Here is an 18,366-nt window from a genome sequence, read left to right as displayed (position 1 = left end):
GGGCTTATCTGCGCAACCCCAAGCGTTGCCCCAGTTGCACGGGGCTTTCCGCACCCAGCGCCGGGTCAAGCGTAGCCACGCCCTTGGGCAGCAAAATGATCACGGTGCTGCCGTAATTGAAGCGCGCCATTTCGGCAAAACCTTCTAGCGTGATGTTGCGATCACGCCAATCTTTACGGGTGATGGCAGCACCATAGGCGGGGATTTCCACGCCACTCCACACGGTTTCCACACCCGAGACCAATAGCGCGCCCACCATCACCGAGGCCATTGGCCCAAATTCGGTATCAAAATGGCAGACCAGCCGCTCGTTGCGCGCAAACAAGCGCGGCACGCCGGCTACCGCAGCGGTGCCCACCGAGAACAGCCGCCCCGGCACATGCACGGTTTCGCGCAGGGTGCCGGTGCAGGGCATGTGCACGCGGTGGTAGTCGCGTGGAGACAGATAGACCGTGGCGAATACGCCATCGTGGAACGGCGCGGCGTCGGTCTGGCTGCCCAGCAGCTCGGCGGCGGTAAAACTCTGCCCTTTGGCTTGGAAGATGCGGCCATCCACAATCGGCCCGCATTGGCTGATACGCCCATCGGCCGGCATCAACAAGGCACGCGGGTCGGCATCCGGTGTACGCGCACCTGGCCTCAACGCGCGGGTGAAAAAGGCGTTGAAACTGGGATAAGCGGTGGCGTCGGACTCGGCGGCTTCACTCAAATTCACCCCAAATTTGCGGGTGACGGTGTCGATCAGCCATTGCTTGATCGTGGTGTTGGTGGAGTAGGCCAACCGCCGTGCCAGTGAGGACAACAAGCGGTGCGGCAGCACGTAGGTGAGGGCGGTGATGGGGGTCATCGGGTGGTCTTAGTCAGTGTTTCAAGGTCGGCGGTAATGCCCTTGACGTTCAAGGGCGGCTGCACCACACCGGCCATCCTCGCTTGTGGGTCTAGCAAAACCAATGCGGCGCTGTGGTCGATGCTGTAGTCGTTGGCAGTGCCACTGGCACCGGGTACTTTCATAAACACCAGCGACAGTGCGCGTGCGAACGCCTGCAATTGCGGTAGCGCTGCGGTGGCAGCAAGGGTATCCGGGTGGAAGGCATGGGCGTATTGCGCCACCAATTGCGGGCTATCGCGTTCGGGGTCGGCAGACACAAACAGCAGCCGTGGCCGCGTGGCTGCTGGCAGCGCGGCCCATTGTTTTTGTGCGCCGGCCAATTGCGCCAAGGTGGTGGGGCAGACATCCGGGCAATGGGTGAAGCCCAAAAATACCAGCGTCCAATGGCCTTGCAGCTGTGCGGAGGTCAGTGTTTTGTTGTCGGCCTGCTGCAAGGTAAACGCCGGTACCGCGCGTGGGGTAGGGAACAAGGTGAGTGCCTGCATTGCAGGCAAGGCGGGCGCGCTGAGCGGTGGTGTGGCTGGAAAAAACCGCTGTGCGGCCCACAGACCGGCGACGGCTGCCAGTGCGGCAAGAGTCAGTAACAGGGCGAGGCGCTTGGACATGGGGCATGCTGTAAACGGCAGGCAGCCATGATACCTGCGGCTGCCCGTTATAATCAGCGGTCTTGTCCGCGCGTGGCCGCCATGTCCCTTGAACTGCAAACCATCATCGATCTGATTCGTTACGGCGCCAGCCGCTTCAATGCGGCGGGGCTGACCTTTGGGCATAGCTACGACAACGCTTTGGACGAAGCCACCCAGCTCACCTTGCACGCACTGCATCTGCCGCATGATTTGCCGCCTGCCTACGGTAATGCGCGGGTTACCGAGGCCGAAAAAGAAGAGGTGCTGGGGCTGTTCTTGCGCCGCATCGAAGAACGCATCCCCGCCTGCTATCTCACTGGCGAGGCATGGTTTGCCGGCTTGAGTTTTAAGAGCGATGCGCGCGCACTGGTGCCGCGCTCGCCGATTGCCGAGTTGATCGAATCCGGCTTCCAGCCGTGGTTGGGTGACCGTGATGTGCGCCGCGCGCTGGATCTATGCACCGGGTCTGGTTGCATTGCGATTGCGATGGCGCATTACAACCCCGACTGGCATGTGGATGGTGTGGATATCAGCGACGATGCGCTGGCGCTGTCGCGCGAAAACGAGAAGCGCCTGCACGTTGAGAACGTACGCTTCGTGAAATCCGATTTGTTTGCCGGGCTGGGTGGCCAGCGTTATGACTTGATCGTCACCAACCCGCCCTACGTCACCAACGACGAAACCGACGCGCTGCCGCGCGAATACGCCCACGAACCCGAACTGGGCCTGCGCGCCGGCGATGATGGTTTGGATTTGGCACTGAAAATTCTGCGCGATGCACCGCTGCACCTGTCCGAGGATGGCCTGCTGATTTGCGAAGTGGGCGAGTCCGAGCGCGCCCTTGTCAAACTGCTGCCGGAACTACCGTTGGCGTGGGTGGAATTCAAAGTTGGGCAGATGGGGATTTTTGTGGCCGAATGCCGCGATTTGATCGAACACAACGCTGCCATCACGCGCTTGGCCAATGCCCGCGCGTAGGTTGCAGGGCGCGGCGGCGGCTTAGCGCGGAAGCTGCGCAGCCTCGCGTGCCAATGCGCCGATGCGCTCCCAATCGTGCGCTGCGATAGCTGCATTCGGCAGCATCCATGACCCACCCACACACGCCACATTGGGCAGCGCAAGGTAGGACGGTGCTTTGGCCAAGTCGATGCCGCCGGTGGGGCAAAACCGCGCCATTGGCAGCGGGCCGGCAAAGCCTTTGAGTGCAGCCACGCCGCCGCTGGCTTCGGCAGGGAAGAATTTGAAGCGCTGCCAGCCGTGCTCCAGCCCGCGCATCAATTCACCGGCGGTGGCAATCCCGGGAATCAGTGGCGTGGCGCAGTCTTTGGCGGCGGTGTACAGCGTATCGGTGACGCCCGGCGAAATGGCAAACGCAGCGCCGGCCTTAGTCACGGCATCCAAATCACGCGCATGCAATACCGTGCCTGCGCCCACGCAGGCTTGCGGCAATTCGCGCGCCAACAGGGCGATGGCGTCGAGTGCGCAGGCGGTGCGCAGGGTCACTTCGAGTACCGGCAGGCCATTGTCGGCCAAGGCGCGGCATAGAGGGATGGCGTCTTCCAGGCGTTCGATGGTAATCACCGGCACCACCGGTGCGCGGGCGAACACGGCATCGACCAATGCATTGTGGCGGGCGGTATCTAACATGTTCAAGACTCCGTGGCGCGCAGTGCGCAGGCGGCACCCAGCAAGCCGGGGTGTGGATGGGTGATGACGTGGATGGGTACAGATTCCAGCAATGCGGCCATCCGGCCTTTGGCTAAAAAGCGTTCGCGGAAGGCACTGCTGCGCAGGAATGGGATGAAACGTGGAATGATGCCACCGGCAATCACGACGCTACGCGCACCCTGGATGAGCGCACAGTCGCCGGCTACGCTGCCAAGAACCGCGCAAAAACGCGCCAGTGCTTGCCGTGCGGTTTGGTCGTGGCCATCCAATGCAGCGTTGACGATATCTGCAGGATCACGCAAGTGCGGCGCATGCAGGGCATCTTCACCGCGCAGAACGGCGTCGATTTCTGACAGACCTTTGCCGCATAGCAGGCGTTCGGTGGAGGTGCGGCCATGTTGCGCCGTAAGCCATGCGGCAATGGCGCGCTCTTCATCCCCGACAGGGGCAAAACCAATATGCCCGCCCTCGGTTTCCACGACGTGCCAACCGTGTTGTGCTGCGCCGACAAGCAGCGCCACACCGAGCCCGGTACCGGGGCCCAGCACACTGACCGGCGCTTGCAACGGCGCTTCGAAGTGGCCGTGAAGCGTCACCAGGTCATCAGCCTGTAATGCCGGAACAGCCCATGCCACCGCGCCAAAATCGTTGAGCATGCGCAACTCAGACAAGCCCAAGGTGGATTGTAGCTCGCGGCGTGAAAACGACCACGCGCGATTGGTCAGGCGAATTTCGTCTTGCCCCACTGGGCAGGCCACCGCCAACGCCGCGCGTGTCGGTTGGTAGGACACGCTGGCAAGGTAGTGCTCGATGGCGTGTTGCAGGCTGGCGAAATCGGCGTTGGGTAGTGATTTGGATTCACGCAGCTCGATGTTCGGTACGCTTAAATCCACCAGTGCGAAGCGGGCATTGGTACCGCCGATATCGCCCACCAAAGCGAATGCAGATGCGTTCATTTGAGCGGCCCAAATAACGCGCTAGCACCGTGTTCGGCAGAGCCCACCTGCTGGCGCATCAGGCCAAATAACTCGCGGCCCATGCCGTGCTGGTTGCTAGACACATCCAGCGCTGTGGCAGTGCGCGCATTCCATTCACTGGCATCCACCAAGGCCTCCATGCTGCCGGCGTCGGCGTCGATGCACACGATATCGCCCTCACGCAGCTTGGCCAGCGCACCGGCATCGGCGGCTTCGGGGGTGACGTGGATGGCGGCTAATACCTTGCCAGAGGCCCCCGACATGCGGCCATCGGTGAGTAAGGCCACGCGCTGGCCACGGTCTTGCAGGGCGGCCAGAGTAGGGGTGAGTTTGTGCAGCTCGGGCATGCCGTTGGCGCGTGGCCCTTGGCCGCGCACCACCGCGATGAAGTTGCCATCGAAGTGTGTATGCGGGTCCAGTGCACCAGCTTTGAATGCGGCGATCAGTGCATCTTGTGATTCGAAGATGCGCACCGACGCTTGGTGCTTGCGGTATTGCGGGGCCACCGCCGAAATTTTCACCACCGCGCGGCCCAGATTACCGCTCAGGCAGCGCAGACCGCCTTCACTATCAAACGGTTGGGCGATGCCGCGCACGATGTCGGTATTGAGTGACTGTGTCGGCGGTTCACGCCAGCACAATTGCAAATCTTGCAGATAGGGTTGCTGCGCTTGTTGGTACAAATCACCGCCATGCGCGCACAGCAGGTCGGCGTGTAGCAGGCCGGCATCCAAGAGTTCGCGGATCACAAAACCCATGCCGCCGGCGGCTTCGAAGTGATTCACATCGGCCGACCCATTGGGATACACGCGTGCTAGCAGCGGCGTGGCTTTCGACAATTCATCCAAGTCAGTCCAGTTGATGAGGATGCCGGCTGCGCGCGCAATCGCCACCAGGTGCAGGGCGTGATTGGTGGAGCCACCGGTGGCGGCCAACCCCACCATCGCATTGACGATGGCTTTCTCATTGACCACCTGCGCCAACGGGCGGTAGTGCTCGCCCAGCGCGGTGTGGTGCAGCACGTGTTCGGCCGCCGCCACCGTCAGCGCATCGCGCAGCGGTGTATTGGGCGGCACAAAGGCGCTACCAGGCATATGCAGACCCATCACTTCCATCAACATTTGATTGGAGTTGGCGGTGCCGTAGAAGGTGCAAGTGCCGGGCGCGTGATACGACGCGGCTTCGGCGTCCATCAATTCGTCCTGGCTGGCCTGCCCCAGCGCATAACGTTGGCGCACCTCAGCTTTTTGTTTGTTGGGGATGCCCGATGGCATCGGCCCTGCGGGCACAAAAATGACCGGCAAATGGCCAAAACTGAGTGCGCCAATCAATAAGCCAGGCACGATTTTGTCGCACACACCCAGCATCAGTGCGGCATCAAAGGTGTCGTGCGATAGCGAAACCGCGGTGGCCATCGCAATGACATCTCGCGAGAACAACGACAACTCCATGCCGGCACGGCCTTGGGTGACGCCATCGCACATCGCCGGCACACCACCGGCTACCTGCGCACTGCCACCGGCATTGCGTGCGGCCATGCGGATCAGTGCCGGGTAGTGCTCCATCGGTTGATGCGCACTGAGCATGTCGTTGTAGGCGGTGACAATGCCGAGATTGCCGCCCTTGCCGTAGCGCAACGCGGGCTTGTCGTCGCCGGATGCAGCAAAGCCATGCGCCTGATTGCCGCACGATAGTTTGTAGCGGTAGGGGCCGGCTTGGCGCGCTGCATCCATCCGTGCCAGATAGTCGCTGCGCAATGCCCGGCTGCGTTCGGTGATGCGAGCGGTGACACGTTCAACGACAGAATGCAGCGCGGCGGTGGGCATTAGGGGCTCCAGTGGATATGGATAGGGGTGGCGTTGCCGGCATGCAGTAGCGCGGCAATGGGATAAGCGCAATGCGGATGTTGTTGCGCGTGGCGCAGCACTTGGCGCTTGTCCTCGCCGGTCACCACCACATGGATGGCGCGGGCGTGCAGCAGGCGCGGCAGGGTCAGACTGATGCGCGCAAATGGTGCTTCGGGCGGCAAGGGGTTGGGCACGGTGGCAACCGCATCGACGCCGCGATCCAAGGCCAAGCCTTCTGCCAGATTGGCCGCACCCGGGAACAGCGAGGCAAAATGCCCATCGCCCCCCATACCGATCAATGCGGCATCAAATGGCTGCGGGTGTTGTGCCAGCCATGTGCAGGCGGTGGTCAGTGACGCTGCGATGTCGCCATCTTCGGTGGTCATGGCCTGCACGTGCACATCTGCATCGCTGGCAAACGCCGCGCGCAGATTGCGTAAATTGCAGGCCGCGTGCGCGTGCGGCACGCAGCGCTCGTCGGTGGGGATGACCGCAATCGCGCCCCCCAAGCCTGCATTGGCCAGATGCGCATAAATCGGCAGCGGCGTGCGGCCGCCGGCCAGTGCCAATACGGCATGGCCGCGTGCGCCGATGGCATCGCGGCAGGCAGTTTCAAATAGGGCCGACACATTAGCCACCAGTGCGGCGGTGTTGGGATAATCGTGTTCAACCCAGCCCATCGTCTGCACCTTACTCACGCCAGGTGTGGCCAAGTCGATCAACCAAGGACACCGTGGCGCTGGGCCCCCATGTGCCAGCAGGGTAGGGTTTGGGCACCATGCCGGCGTCGCGCCAGCCATCCAGAATGGCATCCACCCATTGCCACGCGGCTTCGGTTTCGTCGCGGCGCACAAACAAGGTGCTATTGCCTTCGATCGCATCCAAATACAGGCGCTCGTAAGCAATACGCTTGCGTGCGTTGGCGAACTCTTCGTGAAAATCCAGATCCAGCGCGACCTGCGACAGACGCAGACCCTGCCGGTCCAGCCCCGGGGTTTTGCTCATCAATTCCATTTCGATGCGCTCCTCGGGTTGCAAGCGAATCAGCAAACCATTGGGTTGCATATCGGCGGCAGCCGGTCCACCAAAAATGGAATAGGGCACTTTGCGAAATTGGATGTAAATCTCGGTGCTGCGCGAGGGCAAGCGCTTGCCGGTGCGCAAATAAAACGGCACCCCCGACCAGCGCCAGTTGTCCACGTGCGCACGCAGCGCCACGAAGGTTTCGGTGCGGCTGCTGTGGCCCAATTCTTCGGCATAACCGGGCACCGCCACGCCATTGCTGGCACCGGCACTATATTGGCCGGGCACCGACTCGGTGCTCACATTGCTGGCATTGATCGCACGCAGCGAGCGCAGCACTTTGATTTTTTCGTTGCGCACGGCGGTGGGTTCAAACCGTGCCGGCGGCTCCATCGCGACAAGGCAGAGCAGTTGCAGCAGATGGTTTTGCAGCATGTCGCGCATCGCGCCGGATTCATCGTAATAGTCGCCGCGGCCTTCCACACCCACGGTTTCGCCCACGGTGATCTGCACTTGCGCGATGTGGCGCGCGTTCCATAGGGGCTCGAACAACGCATTACCAAAGCGCAGCGCAATGAGGTTTTGCACACCTTCTTTGCCAAGGTAGTGATCGGTGCGAAAGATGCGTTCCTCATCAAACGCCTTGGCCACCGCATCGTTGATGGCGATGGCACTGGCCAAATCCTTGCCGATGGGTTTTTCCAACATTACCCGGGTGCCTGCGCCGGCGGCACCATGCGCAGCCAGCGCTTGGCAAGCCGGGCCGTAGAATTTTGGCGCGGTGCTCATGTGGTAGAGCACATCACCATTGCGCAGCGCATCCACCTTGGCCACCAAGCTGGCCATCGAGGCATCGTCATCAGCGCTTGCGGGTTGGTAGTCGATACGCTCCAGTAGGCTGCGCACGGTGGCATCGTTGCGTTGTGCGGCAGGGACAAATTCGTTCAGGCTGGTCGCCACCAGGTGCGAAAACCCCGCTTGATCCAATTCACTGCGCGCAGTACCAAGAATGCGCATGCGTTGCGGCAACAAATTTTCGCTATGCAGGCCGTACAGCGAGGGCAGCAACATGCGACGGGAGAGATCACCCGTGGCTCCAAAAATGGTCAACAACGAAGCAGGCGCGGCTTGCGTCACGGAAGCGTTCCGAAGATGAGGATGTGCTTGGAGCTTAATACGCTTTGAGGGGGGAATGTTGCAGTGCACACGATTTCATTTTTGTTTTACCCGGGCAATCCGTAAAAGGTTCGTTATTCAGCAAGAAGCGCGGCAATACGTATAGGTATGTACGCACTTCGCGTTTACACTTCCCAATTTCCCCTTGGGCCAGTCCATGACCCGTGCGTCATCGTTTACTCGCGAGCAGTTGCTGGCCAGCGCCCGCGGCGAATTATTCCCCAATAGCACGGCGCGTTTGCCGTCGGATCCGATGTTGATGTTCGACCGTATCGTCGACATCAGCGACAACGGTGGCAGCCACGGCAAAGGCTTTGTGCGTGCCGAGCTGGATATTCACCCGGATTTGTGGTTTTTCCAGTGCCATTTCATTGGCGACCCGGTGATGCCCGGCTGCTTGGGCCTAGATGCCATGTGGCAGTTGGTGGGATTTTACCTGACCTGGTTGGGCGCACCCGGGCGCGGCCGCGCGCTGGGCTGCGGGGAGGTTAAATTCAGTGGGCAAGTGCTGCCCACCGCGAAAACCGTCACCTACGAAATCGACGTCACCCGCGTGATCAATCGCAAATTGGTGATGGCGCAGGCCGATGCCCGTACCTTGGTGGACGGGCAAGAAATCTACGTTGCCAAAGATTTGCGCGTGGGTTTGTTCAATTCGACAGAGGGCACTTGAGATGCGTCGCATCGCGATTACCGGCATGGGCATTACCTCGTGCTTGGGCAATGATCTGGAGACCGTGTCGTTGGCACTGCGCGAAAGTCGCGCGGGTATCCGCACGCTGCAAGACTCGGTGGAGCGCGGCCTGCGCAGTCAGGTCGGTGGCGCGGTCGATCTTGATCTGGATGCCGTGATCGACCGCAAATTGAAGCGTTTCATGAGCGATGCGGCGGCCTATAGCTATGTGGCGCTGCGCGATGCGATCGTCGATGCGGGTTTGAGCGATGAACACGTCTCGAATGTACGCACCGGCCTGATTGCAGGCTCCGGCGGCGGCTCCAGTCGCTGGCAGGTGGAAACCGCCGACCTCTTGCGCGAGCGCGGCGTGCGCAAAGTGGGGCCCTACATGGTGCCGCGCACGATGTGCTCCACGGTGTCGGCCAACCTGGCGACTGCATTCAAAATCAAAGGCCTGAGTTATTCGATCAGCGCCGCCTGTGCCACCTCCGCGCATTGCATCGGTGCGGCTGCCGATCTGATTCGCCACGGCGCACAAGACATCGTGTTTGCCGGTGGTGGTGAAGATTTGGACTGGACGATGACGGTGATGTTCGACGCCATGGGCGCGTTGTCATCGGGTCACAATGACACCCCGCAAACCGCCTCACGCCCCTACGATGCAAACCGCGATGGCTTCGTCATCGGTAGCGGCGGCGGCATGTTGGTGTTGGAAGATTGGGATCACGCCATCGCGCGCGGCGCACGGATCCATGCTGAATTGATCGGCTATGGCGTCACCTCCGACGGTGCCGACATGGTGGCACCCAGCGGCGAAGGCGCGGTGCGCTGCATGCAAATGGCGTTGCAAGGTGTGAACCAGAAGGTGGACTACCTCAACACTCACGGCACCTCCACGCCGCTAGGTGATTTGGTGGAGCTGAAAGCCGTGCGCGAAGTCTTTGGTGACGCCATGCCGCCGCTGTCTTCCACCAAGGCACTGTCGGGCCACTCACTGGGCGCAGCCAGCGTGCACGAAGCCATCTACTGCCTATTGATGCTGCGTGACGGCTTTATTGCGGGCTCTGCCAATATCGACAACCTTGACCCGGGCGCGGAAGGCTACCCGATCGTGCGCGAAAGCCGCGATGCCCAACTCGACGTGGTGATGTCCAACAGCTTCGGCTTTGGCGGCACCAATGCGGCGCTGGTGTTTGCACGGGCGTGAGGATGGTGTTACCCGCGTAACTGTCGCCATAAGGCATAACTCAACCCGGTGACACCAATGGCGCTGGCGGGCACGGCCAGCGCCATGTAGTGCAAGTGTGCGAATAGCAGCGTGCCCAATGTGGCACCTGCGCAGAAGGTTGAAATTACCAGCACGCTCAACAGTAGGCGGCGTTTTTGTAATGGTAAGCCGCGCAGGGCATGGCCAATGCTGATGCCAAGGTCGGTAAACATGCCCGACAGATGACTGGTGCGGATTGCGGCACCACTGAACGTGGTGGCCATTGCGTTCTGCATGCCGCAGGCTGTTGCCGCCAACAGAGCACCAAAGATGTTGCTGTGCTGAAACAGCGGGATCGCTAAAAGCAGTAGTAGTGCAACTAGTACCAAGGTGACACCGTAGCGCCGGCCTAGCTGCAGAGTGCTGTCTTGCACGATCATCCCGCTGATGGCCGCCCCCATCAGGAAGGCGAATGCCACGCCACCCAAGTGCAGCGCGGTCTGCGTATCACCTTGCGCTAATGCACCACCCAGCAAAGTGGTAGTGCCGGTCAGGTGGGTGATGGCTTGATGCTCAAATCCCAGGTAACCCACCGCATTGACCATGCCAGAGGCGCAGGCCAGTAGGCCGGCACCAAGCCATACCCAGCGTGGCAGATAGACCCCCACAGGCGCTACAACACGTCCGACGCATAGTCCGCCAAGCGTGAGCGCTCACCGCGACGCAAGATGACATGCGCGCTGTGTTCCCAAGCTTTGAAGCGATCCACGGCGTAGGTCAGGCCCGAGGTGGTTTCGGTCAGATACGGCGTGTCGATCTGTTGCACATTGCCAAGGCACACGATCTTGGTGCCGGGACCGGCGCGGGTGACTAGGGTTTTCATCTGTTTGGGGGTGAGGTTTTGTGCCTCGTCCAAAATCAGGTAGCGCGACAGGAAGGTGCGCCCGCGCATGAAGTTCATCGAGCGAATTTTGATCCGCGAGGCCAGCAAGTCATTGGTGGCCGCGCGGCCCCAACTACCGCCTTCTTGGTTATGCGTGAGCACTTCCAGGTTGTCGGTGAGTGCGCCCATCCACGGGGTCATTTTTTCTTCTTCAGTGCCGGGCAAAAAGCCGATGTCCTCGCCCACGCTGACGGTGGCGCGGGTCATGATGATCTCACGGTAGCGCTGTTGATCCATCGTTTGCGCAAGCCCCGCCGCCAAGGCCAGCAAGGTTTTGCCGGTGCCGGCGGTGCCCAGCAGGGTGACAAAATCGACATCCGGATCCATCAGCGCATTCAACGCGAAATTTTGCTCGCGATTGCGCGCGGTGATGCCCCACACCGAATGCTGGCTGTGGCGATAGTCATCGACGATGCGCAACGTCACGTTGTCGGGGTCGAGTTTGACCACCTTCATTTCCGATTGCTCATCGCCCGGCAAATACACGAATTGGTTGGGATGCCAGTCGTCGTCTTCGCTGCGGGTGATTTGGTAATAGGTGCGGCCTTTGTCGGTCCACGATTTCAACTCACTACCGTGGCGTTGCCAAAAATCTTCGGGCAATACGGTGGCACCGGTGTAGAGCAGGTTGAAATCGTCCAGTGCGCGGTCGTTTTCATAGTCCTCGTTTTCAATCCCGGCAATCGAGGCTTTGATCCGCAGGTTGATGTCTTTGGACACAAACACCACCGGCGCGCCGGGGTCGGATTCTTTCAATACCAAGATCGCGCCGAGGATGTTGTTGTCCGGAATCACCGTGCCAAAACGCTTGCCGGCATTGAAATCGCCGGTTTGAAACAACAACCGGCCAACGCTGGCTGCGCCGCGTAGTTGCAAGCCCTGCGGGCGCGCCAAGCGCACGCCTTGGCGGATGTCGGTGCTGCCGTGGGCTTCGATCAGTTCATTCAAAAACCGACTGACTTGGCGTGCATTGCGGCTGGCTTCGCTGGTGCCTTTTTTGCCGTTGTCCAACTCTTCCATCACCTGCATTGGCAGATAGACGTCGTGTTCTTCAAATTTGAACAGCGCGGTGGGGTCGTGCATCAGCACATTGGTATCGAGCACATAGATGCGCTTGCCGTGGGTCATGCGTGGGCTCCTGTGGGCGATAAACAGCGGGCCACCGCGTCCCGCAGGGCGGGGCAGTGGCGTGATGTGGAATGGGCGTGGGTCACTTGGCTTGTGCGGCCTGTAATGCATCCAGCACGGCCTGTGCATGGCCGACAAGTTTGACCGGCTGCCATTGCTGGCGGATGACGCCGGCGGGGTCGATCAAGTACGTGCTGCGCACGATGCCGAGGTATTCACGGCCATAGAGTTTTTTCGGTTGAATCACGCCAAATGCATTGCATAGAGTGCTATCCGCATCGCTGACCAAGTCGAATGTGAAGCCTTGCTTTGCGCAGAAATTTTGATGGGACTTCAGTGAGTCACGCGAAACGCCCAGCACGGTGGCACCGGCGCGTTTGAACTTGGGCAGCAAGGCGTTGAAGTCCAAGCCTTCGGTAGTGCAACCGGGCGTGCTGTCTTTGGGGTAAAAGTAGAGCACCAGCCAGTGGCCGGCGTAATCGCCTAGCGTGGCTGCCTTGCCGCTTGCAAGCGCAAGGGGCAGGTCGGGGATGCGGTCGCCGATGGTGCTCATCGACCTCAATACTTCATGGGATCCATGATCGCGTCAAGGTTTAGATGATCACAAAATTCGAGGAAATCATCGCGCAGCGCGGCGATATGCATTTCTGCGGGTACCCCAATGGTCAATTGCGCCGAAAACATGTCAGCCCCGGTCTGCATCGCCCGGTAGCGCGCGCAGTGCAGGCTTTCGATGGTGATGCCCTGATGGTCGAAAAAATCGGCCAGCTGGAACAAGATGCCGGGTTTGTCGGCAGCGATGACTTCCACCACATAGGGCAGCAGGTTGGACTGCATCGGCTTGGGGCCGGTGCGGTACCAGATCAACTTCAAGCCTTCCTCGCGCTCCAGCTTGGTCAGCATGGTTTCGAGTTTGGCCACGGCATCCCACGAACCGGTCACCAGCGCGGTGACCGAGACATCGCGTCCCACCGTCGCTAGCCGGGTATCCACCAGGTTGCAGCCGGATTCGGCGATGCGGCGAGTCACCGCCAATAGCGGGGTCTGCGGGTGCGTGGTGTACGCGGTAATCAGCAGGTGGTTTTCTTGGGGGGCAGGCCGGGCGGCAGTCTTGCTCAAAGCGATGTACCGGGAAACGAATGGGAAATGCCACCAGTGCATGATGACATGGCGGGCAGCATACTTGCCGGCGGTTTGAGGCCGCAAGTAAGATCATGCGGATATTCGTGTTGCCCACCATCGTTTGCCCCACCGTTTCCCCCACACGCGCAGCGGTTCCGCTGTGCCCCCAAGCGAGTCAAATCCCTTGCAACTTTCTGGCAGCATTACCGCGCTGGCAACGCCGTTCACGGCGGCAGGCGACATTGATTTTCCCGCGTGGACGCGCCTGTTGCAGGCGCAATTGGATGCGGGAACCCGCGCGGTCGTGGTTGCCGGCTCAACCGGTGAAGCGGCGGCGTTGCTGGATGATGAATACGACGCACTGTTGCGCAGCGCGGTGGCGTTCAGCGCCGGGCGGATGCCGGTGCTGGCCGGTACCGGGCAGTCCAATACCGCCAAAACGATACGCTTCAATCAGCGTGTGGCGGCACTTGGGGCGGATGCTGCCTTGGTGGTGGTGCCGCCGTATGTGCGGCCCAGTCAGGCGGGGTTGGTGGCGCATTTTCGCGCAGTGGCCGACGAAGGTGGGCTGCCGGTGCTGTTGTACAACGTCCCCGGGCGTACCGGCTGTGACATGGCCGCGCAAACCACCGGCGAGTTGTCGTTACATCCCAATATCATCGGCATCAAAGAAGCGCGGGCCGATGCCGAGCGTATGGAAGCCCTGTTGCCGCTGCGGCGGGACGGCTTTGCTGTGTTCAGCGGGGATGACCCCACCGCCGTGCGTGCGATGTTGGCAGGGGCCGATGGTGTGGTGTCAGTGGCCTCCAACGTGGTGCCGGCCAGTTTTGCGCGGCTGTGCGCACTGGCGCAGGCCGGCGACGCCGCTGGCGCACGCGCGCTGGATGACCGTTTAGCCGAGCTTTATCACTTTCTTGGGCTCGAATCGAACCCGATCCCGGTCAAAGCCTTGCTGGCGCTGCAAGGCATCGGTCATGGTCTGCGTTTGCCGCTGCAACCGCTATCATCTGCACATGTCGCACAAGCCCACCGTCTGCATGCGACCATTGCCCAACTTGAAGAATGCAGCCGCAACATCGCGGCCTGACAGGAGAACCAGATGCACCGCACTTCCCGCGTGATCAAGGCCGCCACCCCGTTGGTCGCCATTTTGTTGGTGACCAGTCTGTCGGGTTGCCACTGGTTCAAGAAAAAGAACGAGCTGTACACCCAAAGTGCTGAGCTGCGCCCGCTGGAAGTGCCGCCAGACTTGGATCGCCCTGCGCTTGACCGCGCGATGGCGCTGCCATCGGCAAGTCCTGGCAACACCGCCAGTGCTGCGGCACAGCCGGTCAGCAACCCCACCGGTTTTGCGGTAGCGGGCGAACGCGACGTGGTGTTTGCGAAGTTGGGCGACGTCCTGGCCGCAACCAGTGGTGTGCGGATTGCCAGCAAAGCCGAGATCTTGGGCACATACGATGTCGATTATCTGGACAGCAAATTCTTGGTGCGGGTGACCAAAACCGGCGACAAGCTTTACGTGGCGGCGGTGGATCCGCGCGGCCTGCCGCCCTCAGGCGATGCGGCGGGCAAGTTGATTGCGGTATTGAAGGCGGCAATCGCACCGTAATCGATGACGACCGTAGGCGGGCCAAACAGGGCCCGCCGCGACACGGTGACAGCTGTAGGCTTTGGCCTACGGCATCGCGTGAATGTCAGCGTTCCAGTAATGGCAGCTTGTTCGGCTTGCCGTCCCATTCGGCGTGGTCGGCCGGCGGGTCTTTTCGCACGGTCAGCACCGGCCATTCTTTGGCTAATTCGCCATTCAAAGCGACAAACAGTTCTTGGCCGGCGGGAACGTCTTCTTCCGGGTAGATCGCACCCACCGGGCATTCGGGCTCGCACAAGGTGCAATCGATGCACTCATCGGGGTCGATCACCAAGAAATTGGGGCCTTCGTGAAAACAATCCACCGGGCACACCTCGACACAATCGGTGTGCTTGCATTTGATGCAGTTTTCGGTGACGACGAAGGGCATGGCGGGTTCCGTGACGCAAACAAGCGAGTTGAGTATTTTAGCGCGAATGCGCGTGGATGAAACTTGCTTGGCGTTCCTATCTGCCGCTAGCGTTGAGGGTCGCTTGCCGGTACAATTCCGCCTCGCCTAAACCCCCTCCGCTCCGAACCGGTAGCCCCGCTTCGGCGCTTTCTTGCAACCTGACGCAAGGCGACGCACTTGAAGAATCCTGCACTCTTAGCGCTTGAAGACGGCACCGTCTTTGAGGGCATTTCCGTGGGCGCACCCGGTTTGTCCGTGGGCGAGGCCGTGTTCAACACGGCCATGACCGGCTATCAGGAAATCCTGACCGACCCCTCCTACGCGCAACAACTGGTCACGCTGACCTATCCGCATATCGGCAATACCGGCTGCACCGAGCAAGACGACGAAGCTGGCAAGGTTTGGGCCTCGGGCCTGATCGTGCGCGACGTGCCGCGCCGGCCCAGCAACTGGCGCAGCCAGACGCCGCTGCCCGAGTGGCTGCAAGCGCGCGGCATTGTGGCGATTGCCGGGATTGATACCCGCAAATTGACCCGCATCCTGCGCGAGCGCGGCGCACAAAACGCGGCGCTGCTGGCGGCTTCGCGGCATGACGACGTCTTGGATGCCGAGCACGCCATCGAAGCGGCGCGCAAGTTTCCCGGCTTGAAAGACATGGATTTGGCCAAGGTGGTGACGACTGCCGCGCCATACCGCTGGAGCGAAGGTCAGTTGGATCTGGATGCCAATGACTGGGTGCGCGCGGCGCCGAAGTTCAAAGTCGTCGCCTACGATTTTGGTGCCAAGCGCAACATCCTGCGCATGTTGGCTGAGCGCGGCTGCGATGTGCAGGTGGTGCCGGCGCAAACCAGTGCCGCCGAGGTGCTGGCGATGCAACCCGATGGCGTATTTTTGTCCAACGGCCCCGGCGACCCGGCCCCGTGCGATTACGCGATTGCCGCCATCCGCGAATTTTTGAACGTCAAAATCCCGCTGTACGGCATCTGCTTGGGTCACCAGCTTTTGGGCTTGGCCATCGGCGCGCAGACCGTGAAGATGGCGCACGGCCATCACGGTGCCAACCACCCGGTGCAAGACCTCGACAGCGGGCGGGTGATGATCACCTCGCAAAATCACGGCTTCTGTATCGATGAGGCCACGCTGCCGGCGCGTGCGCGGGTCACCCATCGCTCGTTGTTCGATGGCACCAACCAAGGCATCGAGTTGACCGATGCCCCGGCCTTCAGTTTCCAAGGCCACCCCGAAGCCAGCCCCGGCCCGCAAGACGTGGCCCCGCTGTTCGATAAATTCGTTGCCTTGATGGAGAGCAACAGCAATGCCTAAGCGCAGCGATTTAAAAACAATCCTTATCATCGGCGCAGGCCCGATTGTCATCGGGCAGGCTTGCGAGTTCGACTACTCTGGCGCACAGGCCTGCAAAGCCTTGCGTGACGAGGGCTATCGGGTGGTGCTGGTCAACAGCAACCCGGCCACCATCATGACCGACCCGGACATGGCCGACGCGGTGTATATCGAGCCGATCAATTGGCAGACGGTCGAAAAGATCATCGCCAAAGAAAAACCCGACGCCATCTTGCCCACCATGGGCGGGCAAACCGCGCTGAACTGTGCACTGGACTTGGCCGACAATGGCGTGCTGGAGAAGTACAACGTCGAGTTGATCGGTGCCAAGCGCGAAGCCATTCGCATGGCCGAAGACCGCGAATTGTTCAAGCAGGCGATGTCTGAAATCGGCCTATCCAGCCCGAAATCAGAAGTCGCACGCAGCTTTGCGCAGGCGCTGGAGATTCAAGCGCAGGTGGGCTTTCCCACCATCATCCGGCCCAGTTTTACCTTGGGCGGCACCGGTGGCGGCATTGCCTACAACAAGGAAGAATTCGAAGAAATTACCAAGCGCGGCTTGGAGCTTTCGCCCACCGGCGAAGTGCTGATCGAAGAATCGGTGCTGGGTTGGAAAGAGTTTGAAATGGAAGTGGTGCGCGACACCGCCGACAACTGCATCATCGTGTGCAGCATTGAAAACTTCGACGCGATGGGCGTGCACACCGGCGACAGCATTACCGTTGCACCCGCGCAAACTCTGACCGACAAGGAATACCAACGCCTGCGCGATGCTTCGATCGCGGTGCTGCGCAAGATTGGCGTGGATACCGGCGGCAGCAATGTGCAGTTCGGTATCAATGCCAAAGACGGCCGCGTGGTGGTGATCGAAATGAACCCGCGGGTGTCGCGCTCGTCGGCGCTGGCGTCCAAGGCCACCGGCTTCCCGATTGCCAAAGTGGCGGCCAAGCTGGCGGTGGGTTACACCTTGGATGAGTTGAAGAATGAAATCACCGGCGGCCTGACCCCGGCTTCGTTCGAGCCATCCATCGACTATGTCGTCACCAAGATTCCGCGTTTTGCCTTTGAGAAATTCCCTGCCGCCGATGCGCGCCTGACCACCCAGATGAAGTCGGTGGGCGAAGTGATGGCGATCGGTCGCAGTTTCCAGGAGTCGCTGCAAAAAGCGCTGCGTGGTTTGGAAATCGGCAAGATCGGGCTGGATCCCACCGGGCTGGATCTGGTCAACGAAGATGATCTGCGCACGCTGCGCCGCGAGCTGAAAGAGCCGGGCCCGGAACGCATCTTCCACATCGCCGATGCGTTTCGCGCCGGCATGAGCGTGGAAGATGTGCACGCGCTGTCATTCGTTGACCCGTGGTTCCTCGATCAGGTCGAAGAATTGATCGATGCCGAAATCGACGTGGTGCATCGCGGCCTGGATGGGCTGGATGCCAAGCGCCTGCGCGGCCTCAAGCGGATGGGCTTCTCCGATGCGCGCATTGCGCAACTGGCCGGCACCAACGAAACCGCGGTGCGCGCGCTGCGCAAAGCCTTCGCGGTGCGCCCGGTGTACAAGCGGGTGGATAGCTGCGCCGGCGAATTTGCCACCAGCACCGCCTATCTGTATTCGACTTACGAGGACGAGTGCGAGGCCAACCCCAGTGATCGCAAAAAGATCATGGTGCTGGGTGGCGGCCCCAACCGCATCGGCCAGGGCATCGA

The 18,366-nt window shown here is 61.0% G+C and carries 19 protein-coding genes; 7 read left to right on the top strand and 12 right to left on the bottom strand.

Annotated elements, in window-relative coordinates; translation table 11 throughout:
- Positions 1-4 precede the first annotated feature (4 nt).
- Positions 5-847, bottom strand: a complete 843-nt coding sequence (gene asd, locus PK789_RS07205) for an archaetidylserine decarboxylase (protein WP_324308067.1) — start codon at positions 845-847, stop codon at positions 5-7.
- The gene (locus PK789_RS07200) at positions 844-1,494 is read right to left on the bottom strand and encodes an SCO family protein (protein ID WP_324308065.1); all 651 of its coding nucleotides are present in this window, start codon (positions 1,492-1,494) and stop codon (positions 844-846) included. The genes asd and PK789_RS07200 overlap by 4 nt, the downstream gene beginning before the upstream one ends.
- 81 nt (positions 1,495-1,575) lie before the next feature.
- Here PK789_RS07200 and prmB point away from each other — a divergent pair, with 81 nt between their 5' ends.
- Complete coding sequence (prmB, locus tag PK789_RS07195) at positions 1,576-2,493, top strand: 50S ribosomal protein L3 N(5)-glutamine methyltransferase (RefSeq protein ID WP_324308063.1); 918 nt, start codon at positions 1,576-1,578, stop codon at positions 2,491-2,493.
- 21 nt (positions 2,494-2,514) lie between these two features.
- On the opposite strand, the gene PK789_RS07190 is transcribed toward prmB, so the two are convergent.
- From PK789_RS07190 to zwf, 5 genes are read right to left on the bottom strand one after another with little or no spacing between them, the layout of a single operon-like run.
- The gene (locus PK789_RS07190; protein ID WP_324308061.1) at positions 2,515-3,162 is read right to left on the bottom strand and encodes a bifunctional 4-hydroxy-2-oxoglutarate aldolase/2-dehydro-3-deoxy-phosphogluconate aldolase; all 648 of its coding nucleotides are present in this window, start codon (positions 3,160-3,162) and stop codon (positions 2,515-2,517) included.
- 2 nt (positions 3,163-3,164) lie between these two features.
- A complete protein-coding gene (gene glk / locus PK789_RS07185; RefSeq protein WP_324308059.1) occupies positions 3,165-4,139 on the bottom strand; it encodes a glucokinase in 975 nt (324 codons plus the stop codon).
- On the bottom strand, positions 4,136-5,986 hold the full coding sequence (gene edd, locus PK789_RS07180) for a phosphogluconate dehydratase (protein WP_324308057.1): 1,851 nt from the start codon (positions 5,984-5,986) through the stop codon (positions 4,136-4,138). Before edd ends, glk begins: the two co-directional genes overlap by 4 nt.
- Positions 5,986-6,687, bottom strand: coding sequence for a 6-phosphogluconolactonase (gene pgl, locus PK789_RS07175; RefSeq protein WP_324308055.1), 702 nt, complete (start codon positions 6,685-6,687; stop codon positions 5,986-5,988). The genes edd and pgl overlap by 1 nt, the downstream gene beginning before the upstream one ends.
- Before the next feature lie 10 nt (positions 6,688-6,697).
- Complete coding sequence (zwf, locus tag PK789_RS07170) at positions 6,698-8,140, bottom strand: glucose-6-phosphate dehydrogenase (protein WP_324308053.1); 1,443 nt, start codon at positions 8,138-8,140, stop codon at positions 6,698-6,700.
- Positions 8,141-8,363: 223 nt separating this feature from the next.
- Between zwf and fabA the strand changes: the two genes are divergently transcribed.
- Both fabA and fabB read left to right on the top strand, forming a co-directional pair.
- On the top strand, positions 8,364-8,879 hold the full coding sequence (gene fabA / locus PK789_RS07165; RefSeq protein WP_324308093.1) for a 3-hydroxyacyl-[acyl-carrier-protein] dehydratase FabA: 516 nt from the start codon (positions 8,364-8,366) through the stop codon (positions 8,877-8,879).
- Between the two features lies 1 nt (position 8,880).
- Positions 8,881-10,089: a beta-ketoacyl-ACP synthase I gene (gene fabB, locus PK789_RS07160; protein ID WP_324308051.1), complete on the top strand. Its 1,209-nt coding sequence runs from the start codon at positions 8,881-8,883 to the stop codon at positions 10,087-10,089.
- An 8-nt stretch (positions 10,090-10,097) separates the two neighbouring features.
- Here fabB and PK789_RS07155 read toward each other — a convergent pair whose 3' ends face one another.
- From PK789_RS07155 to PK789_RS07140, 4 genes are all read right to left on the bottom strand, one after another.
- Entirely contained in the window at positions 10,098-10,757 is a 660-nt protein-coding gene (locus tag PK789_RS07155; RefSeq protein WP_324308049.1) for a YoaK family protein, read from the bottom strand.
- 5 nt (positions 10,758-10,762) lie between these two features.
- Positions 10,763-12,160 (bottom strand): PhoH family protein, encoded by a 1,398-nt coding sequence (locus tag PK789_RS07150; RefSeq protein WP_324308048.1) that lies wholly within the window; start codon positions 12,158-12,160, stop codon positions 10,763-10,765.
- An 82-nt stretch (positions 12,161-12,242) separates the two neighbouring features.
- Positions 12,243-12,713 (bottom strand): peroxiredoxin, encoded by a 471-nt coding sequence (locus PK789_RS07145; protein WP_324308046.1) that lies wholly within the window; start codon positions 12,711-12,713, stop codon positions 12,243-12,245.
- A 5-nt stretch (positions 12,714-12,718) separates the two neighbouring features.
- Positions 12,719-13,321, bottom strand: a complete 603-nt coding sequence (locus tag PK789_RS07140) for a glycine cleavage system transcriptional repressor (RefSeq protein WP_324308044.1) — start codon at positions 13,319-13,321, stop codon at positions 12,719-12,721.
- Positions 13,322-13,466: 145 nt separating this feature from the next.
- Here PK789_RS07140 and dapA point away from each other — a divergent pair, with 145 nt between their 5' ends.
- Positions 13,467-14,369 (top strand): 4-hydroxy-tetrahydrodipicolinate synthase, encoded by a 903-nt coding sequence (gene dapA / locus PK789_RS07135; RefSeq protein ID WP_324308041.1) that lies wholly within the window; start codon positions 13,467-13,469, stop codon positions 14,367-14,369.
- A 12-nt stretch (positions 14,370-14,381) separates the two neighbouring features.
- Positions 14,382-14,891 (top strand): hypothetical protein, encoded by a 510-nt coding sequence (locus tag PK789_RS07130; RefSeq protein ID WP_324308040.1) that lies wholly within the window; start codon positions 14,382-14,384, stop codon positions 14,889-14,891.
- Positions 14,892-14,976: 85 nt separating this feature from the next.
- On the opposite strand, the gene fdxA is transcribed toward PK789_RS07130, so the two are convergent.
- Positions 14,977-15,300, bottom strand: coding sequence for a ferredoxin FdxA (fdxA, locus tag PK789_RS07125; RefSeq protein WP_324308038.1), 324 nt, complete (start codon positions 15,298-15,300; stop codon positions 14,977-14,979).
- A 198-nt stretch (positions 15,301-15,498) separates the two neighbouring features.
- Here fdxA and carA point away from each other — a divergent pair, with 198 nt between their 5' ends.
- Both carA and carB read left to right on the top strand, forming a co-directional pair.
- On the top strand, positions 15,499-16,644 hold the full coding sequence (gene carA, locus PK789_RS07120) for a glutamine-hydrolyzing carbamoyl-phosphate synthase small subunit (protein WP_324308036.1): 1,146 nt from the start codon (positions 15,499-15,501) through the stop codon (positions 16,642-16,644).
- A partial coding sequence (gene carB / locus PK789_RS07115) for a carbamoyl-phosphate synthase large subunit (protein ID WP_324308035.1) occupies positions 16,637-18,366 on the top strand: 1,730 nt, incomplete at its 3' end. The genes carA and carB, both read left to right, overlap by 8 nt.

The sequence above is a fragment of the Thermomonas sp. genome (genome assembly GCF_035369645.1).
Taxonomy (GTDB): Bacteria; Pseudomonadota; Gammaproteobacteria; order Xanthomonadales; family Xanthomonadaceae; genus Thermomonas.
Note: the sequence above shows the minus strand (reverse complement) of the source record. Positions and strands in the feature narration are given on the sequence as shown.

Bases quoted from the DNA above. Each gene is read 5' to 3' on its own strand.
- fabB (WP_324308051.1), top strand. From the start codon at position 8,881: ATGCGTCGCATCGCGATTACCGGCATGGGCATTACCTCGTGCTTGGGC.
- prmB (WP_324308063.1), top strand. From the start codon at position 1,576: ATGTCCCTTGAACTGCAAACCATCATCGATCTGATTCGTTACGGCGCC.
- edd (WP_324308057.1), bottom strand. From the start codon at position 5,986: ATGCCCACCGCCGCGCTGCATTCTGTCGTTGAACGTGTCACCGCTCGC.
- PK789_RS07145 (WP_324308046.1), bottom strand. From the start codon at position 12,713: ATGAGCACCATCGGCGACCGCATCCCCGACCTGCCCCTTGCGCTTGCA.
- glk (WP_324308059.1), bottom strand. From the start codon at position 4,139: ATGAACGCATCTGCATTCGCTTTGGTGGGCGATATCGGCGGTACCAAT.
- asd (WP_324308067.1), bottom strand. From the start codon at position 847: ATGACCCCCATCACCGCCCTCACCTACGTGCTGCCGCACCGCTTGTTG.
- fabA (WP_324308093.1), top strand. From the start codon at position 8,364: ATGACCCGTGCGTCATCGTTTACTCGCGAGCAGTTGCTGGCCAGCGCC.
- PK789_RS07190 (WP_324308061.1), bottom strand. From the start codon at position 3,162: ATGTTAGATACCGCCCGCCACAATGCATTGGTCGATGCCGTGTTCGCC.
- PK789_RS07200 (WP_324308065.1), bottom strand. From the start codon at position 1,494: ATGTCCAAGCGCCTCGCCCTGTTACTGACTCTTGCCGCACTGGCAGCC.
- pgl (WP_324308055.1), bottom strand. From the start codon at position 6,687: ATGGGCTGGGTTGAACACGATTATCCCAACACCGCCGCACTGGTGGCT.
- fdxA (WP_324308038.1), bottom strand. From the start codon at position 15,300: ATGCCCTTCGTCGTCACCGAAAACTGCATCAAATGCAAGCACACCGAT.
- PK789_RS07130 (WP_324308040.1), top strand. From the start codon at position 14,382: ATGCACCGCACTTCCCGCGTGATCAAGGCCGCCACCCCGTTGGTCGCC.
- PK789_RS07140 (WP_324308044.1), bottom strand. From the start codon at position 13,321: ATGCACTGGTGGCATTTCCCATTCGTTTCCCGGTACATCGCTTTGAGC.
- PK789_RS07150 (WP_324308048.1), bottom strand. From the start codon at position 12,160: ATGACCCACGGCAAGCGCATCTATGTGCTCGATACCAATGTGCTGATG.